Here is a 4,283-nt window from a genome sequence, read left to right on the forward strand (position 1 = left end):
CTATGCCTTAGCTCAGTCAGAGGCGAAAGCTGAGTATCATGCTGGGCAGCATGGGTAATGGAGTAATGTTCCGGTGCATACGTCTGTACAATTACTTCGCCTGGCAGCTGATGTCTGCCTGCACGGCCTGCGACCTGCGTAAGAAGCTGGAATGTCTTCTCCGCCGCTCGGAAATCCGGCATGTGCAGGGCAGAATCCGCAGCGATAACACCTACCAATGTCACATAAGGGAAATCAAGTCCCTTCGCGACCATCTGTGTCCCCAGCAGTACATCTGCCTTACGTTCACCGAACTGGGCTAGCAGACGTTCATGCGATCCCTTCTCCGTCGTCGTGTCCACGTCCATCCGAATGACACGTATGCCTGGAAAACGCTTGGCTAGCTGCTCTTCAACACGCTGCGTCCCTGTGCCAAAGTAGCGTATATGCTCGCTTTCGCATGAGGGACAGACGACGGGTGCCCGTTCCGCATACCCACAATAATGACAGCGCATATGCCCAGACTTCATATGATAAGTCAGCGAAATATCACATTCAGGACATTGGGCAACATACCCACATGTCCGGCACATCACGAATGTGGAGTAACCGCGTCGATTCAACAGCAGAACTGTCTGCTCTCCCCGTTCGATCCGCTCCTCCAGCGCCTTCTCCAGCGGAGCGCTGAACATTGAGCGATTGCCTATCTTCAACTGCTCACGCATATCCACAATCGTCACGGGAGGAAGCGCTCTGCCACCAACGCGAGTTGGCATGGCCAGCGGAGCCAAATTCCAAGCTGGCGGCTCCAGCCCTGATGGCGGAGCTTCATATCCATGAAGCTTGGCTGCGTAATACGTCTCCATAGAGGGCGTTGCTGATCCAAGCACAACAACAGCGTCATGCAGTCTAGCTCTCTCTACGGCCACATCCCGGGCATGATACTTCGGTGTCTCCTCCTGCTTATAAGAGGTTTCATGCTCTTCGTCCATAATGATAAGACCGATATGCTCAAATGGAGCAAATATGGCAGAACGCGCTCCAATCGCGACCTGAACGCGCCGCTCTCGTATTTTCCTCCACTCATCGTAACGCTCCCCTTGGGACAGGCGACTGTGCATAACAGCCACCTTTGAGCCGAATCTCCCCTTGAACCGCTCCACCATTTGAGGGGTCAGTGATATTTCCGGTACCAGCACGATCGCTTGTCTGCCGGAACGGAGACAGCGGTCGATTGCCTGCAAGTATACTTCTGTCTTGCCGCTTCCGGTCACGCCGTGGAGAAGAAATGATTGTGCACAGCCCTCATCCAGCGTTTCAGTAATTCGGCTTAGAACGCCCTGCTGCTCTTCTGTTAGAGGCAGCGGCTGGGTCGGCTTGAAGCGCCGGTCGGCGTATGGATCACGCATAACCTCAACCTCATCGACGACGACCAATCCTTTGCCTTCCAAGGCTTTCACCGCAGAAGCATTGAGCGAGCGAAGCGGAAGTTCCCCGCCGAATTCAAGAAGCTGCTGAAGCAATTCCTGCTGACGGCGAGCGCGAGCGCCAATCTCCACCGCTGCTTGCTCAGCCTGATCCGGTTCCACAGCAAGGCGAACACGCTTCAGCTTCTTCACGCCGATACGATCTTTAATTCGTTCCGTCTCCACGAGCCACCCGTGCTGCATCGCCTCTTTGATTAGGGCGGCTCCGGCTGGGAATCCCTGCAGCAGCTTATCGGCAGCGATTGGCTCGTTCCGTTCTACATAAGCAAGCAGTTCAGGGGTTAGGCTGTCCGCAAGCAGTTTATGCGGCATCAGCTCAAGTTGATCGGGAAGCCGCATGTCCACAATTGAAGGATCGTCAGCCTTCATCTGCTCTTCATGAAGGCGTGTGTGATGCAAATACAGCACCGCATCTTCCCCAAGTTGAACAGCCTTCTCCCGTTTGCCCTTCATTGCGCCGGGAATCATAACCTGCAGCGCAGCCGTCAAGGTGCAGACATAGCGGTCACTCATCCACTTCGCTAGCTGCACCAAATCAGGACGGAGAGGAGGCACAATGTCGAGCAGCTGCTGGATGGGCTTCAATCTAGACTTCGGCACATCCGTCGTATCTGACAGTCCGATGACGAATCCTTGTACGGTTCTCCCGCCAAAAGGAACCCCAACTCTGCTGCCAATTTCGAGCCATGCCTCCATATCCTGCGGCACTGCATAATCAAATGGGCGATTCGTTGCCTTGCTAGATACATCAACAATGACCTGAGCCACATTGCAGCGAGTTCCTTCATCCAAGACTGTGGCCCCCACCGCATGGAATAAAGGCTCATGTGCAGGCATCCAGTCATGTTCACTACTCAATCGGATGCACCTCTTTAGCGCCTGCCTGCAACCGGGTCGGATCCTTCATTCTCGATGCCGCCAACTGCAATATACGCTTCGCAACCCCGCTCTTCGCCATAAGCGGAATTCGTTCTACAAGACCTTCCGCGTCATAAATCGATACCTCATTGTTATCAGATCCAAATCCGCCTTCTGTTCGCGATACATCATTCGCAACAATGAGATCAAGCCGTTTGCGGCGCAGCTTATCTGCCGCATATTGATCAACATGCTCCGTCTCTGCGGCAAAGCCAACGAGGAATTGCTTCGACTTTTGACGCCCAAGCTCTTCTAAAATATCCGGGTTCCGTTCCAACTCAATGATGAGACGTTCCCCGGTCTTTTTCAACTTTTGAGGTGCCCGTGCGACCGGACGATAGTCCGCAACTGCTGCTGTCTTTACAACCAGATCAATCTCTGGATAGCGGCTCATGACTTCCTCGTACATATCCTGTGTGGATTCCACGCGGACAATCGTTACCCCATCTGGCGGACATACTTGCGTTTGTCCTGCTACTACGACCACCTGAGCCCCCATATTTCGCGCTGCCTCTGCGATAGCAAAACCCCATCTTGCCAGAGGAATCATTCGTTATATAGCGAACGGGGTCAATTCGTTCAACAGTTCCGCCAGCTGTGACAAGTACCGTTTTGCCATATAGAAGAAGTTCTTCTTGTGCAGCAGCTTCTGTCGGTACTCCAGAGCCATTCGACTTGACGCTTGTCATCACATTGCTCAGCCCGGATCTCTCAGGCAGCTTGTTGGAAGCCATCCACTGCTTGAGCTGCTCGATGATATGCTCGGGCTCTGCCATTCTTCCCTTGCCTGTATAGCCGCAGGCGAGAAGGCCCTCTTCTGGCTCTATGAAGTGGACTCCACGCTCGCGCAGCATCCCCATGTTATGCTGAACTGCGGGATGGACATACATATGTACATTCATCGCTGGCGCAACAATGACAGGAGCCGTCGTTGCGAGCAGCGTTGTCGTCAGCATATCATCCGCAAGCCCGTGTGCCATCTTCCCAATTACATTCGCTGTTGCAGGTGCTACTAGAATCAGATCAGCCCGATCGGCCAAGTCAATATGAGAGACGATAGATGCATCCCTCTCGTCAAACGTATCTGTATATACGAGATGACGAGATAGCGTTTGGAAAGTCAACTCGGTAATGAATTCCGTTGCCGATTTCGTCATAATGACGTGAACCTCTGCACCTTCCTGCTTCAGCTTGCTGCACAAGGCAGCAGCTTTATAAGCGGCAATGCCTCCAGTAACTCCGAGCACTATCGTTTTCCCTTGCAACATTGTATCCCGCCTTTCCGTTCAGCCGACATGCCGACATCCCCTTTGCCGCTAGCTATTCATGACCATACTGCATGGCGATTAATCGGCCAGATATGCCGCCGAACGTATCATTCTTTAGGAATTATTGCTATTACAGTACTTCCTTGTTCCTTCTTCTTGAAAAAAATAACAACCTTGCGGTTGTTATCCTTTTTCAAACTTGTATGAACTTCCGTCCTGCTATGCGCCGCTGGTCAACTCGTGCCTCATTCTCTGACCAAGCCTTCCAGCTCGCATTTGCAGTTGTGTTTATTCACCTGGTTGAAGCTGACTATGGTCTTGCTCTGTGTGAATGTAATCGCCATAAATTTCTTCCAAAGCCACGCCCACTTGTTTATGGGATTTTTGGTTTTTCAATTCCGTACGACCGCCTTCACGCAATTGGCGCGCACGGCGTGAAGCTGCAACTACCAAAGAATATTTACTGTCAACCTTTTTCATCAATTCATCAATGGAAGGATAAAGCATGGTTCAGCACTCCTTTTTTCGTATCCTCACTTCTGACGCAGACGCCCAACAGACAATATATGCCGTTTATCTACGTTGTAGAAGCCGCTCTCTTCTAACAACCGTGACAAGGCACACAGGGATA

Annotated in this window: 4 protein-coding genes; all 4 read right to left on the reverse strand. The window is 52.1% G+C overall.

Annotation, left to right across the window (positions count from 1 at the left end):
* On the reverse strand, positions 1–2,303 hold a 2,303-nt coding region (gene priA / locus AZ66_RS27355), incomplete at its 3' end, for a primosomal protein N' (RefSeq protein WP_044357793.1).
* 13 nt (positions 2,304–2,316) lie between these two features.
* The gene (locus AZ66_RS33970; RefSeq protein ID WP_442950328.1) at positions 2,317–2,871 is read right to left on the reverse strand and encodes a phosphopantothenoylcysteine decarboxylase domain-containing protein; all 555 of its coding nucleotides are present in this window, start codon (positions 2,869–2,871) and stop codon (positions 2,317–2,319) included.
* On the reverse strand, positions 2,756–3,652 hold the full coding sequence (coaBC, locus tag AZ66_RS27360) for a bifunctional phosphopantothenoylcysteine decarboxylase/phosphopantothenate--cysteine ligase CoaBC (RefSeq protein ID WP_442950329.1): 897 nt from the start codon (positions 3,650–3,652) through the stop codon (positions 2,756–2,758). The genes AZ66_RS33970 and coaBC overlap by 116 nt, the downstream gene beginning before the upstream one ends.
* 288 nt (positions 3,653–3,940) lie before the next feature.
* Positions 3,941–4,159 (reverse strand): DNA-directed RNA polymerase subunit omega, encoded by a 219-nt coding sequence (gene rpoZ / locus AZ66_RS27365; RefSeq protein WP_021262561.1) that lies wholly within the window; start codon positions 4,157–4,159, stop codon positions 3,941–3,943.
* Positions 4,160–4,283: the final 124 nt, after the last annotated feature.

The organism is Paenibacillus sp. E194, assembly GCF_000935845.1.
In the GTDB taxonomy this organism is placed as follows: Bacteria; Bacillota; Bacilli; order Paenibacillales; family Paenibacillaceae; genus Paenibacillus_B; species Paenibacillus_B alvei_B.

Coding starts and splice junctions, on each gene's coding strand:
- coaBC (WP_442950329.1), bottom strand. CDS start 3,652: ATGTTGCAAGGGAAAACGATAGTGCTCGGAGTTACTGGAGGCATTGCC.
- rpoZ (WP_021262561.1), bottom strand. CDS start 4,159: ATGCTTTATCCTTCCATTGATGAATTGATGAAAAAGGTTGACAGTAAA.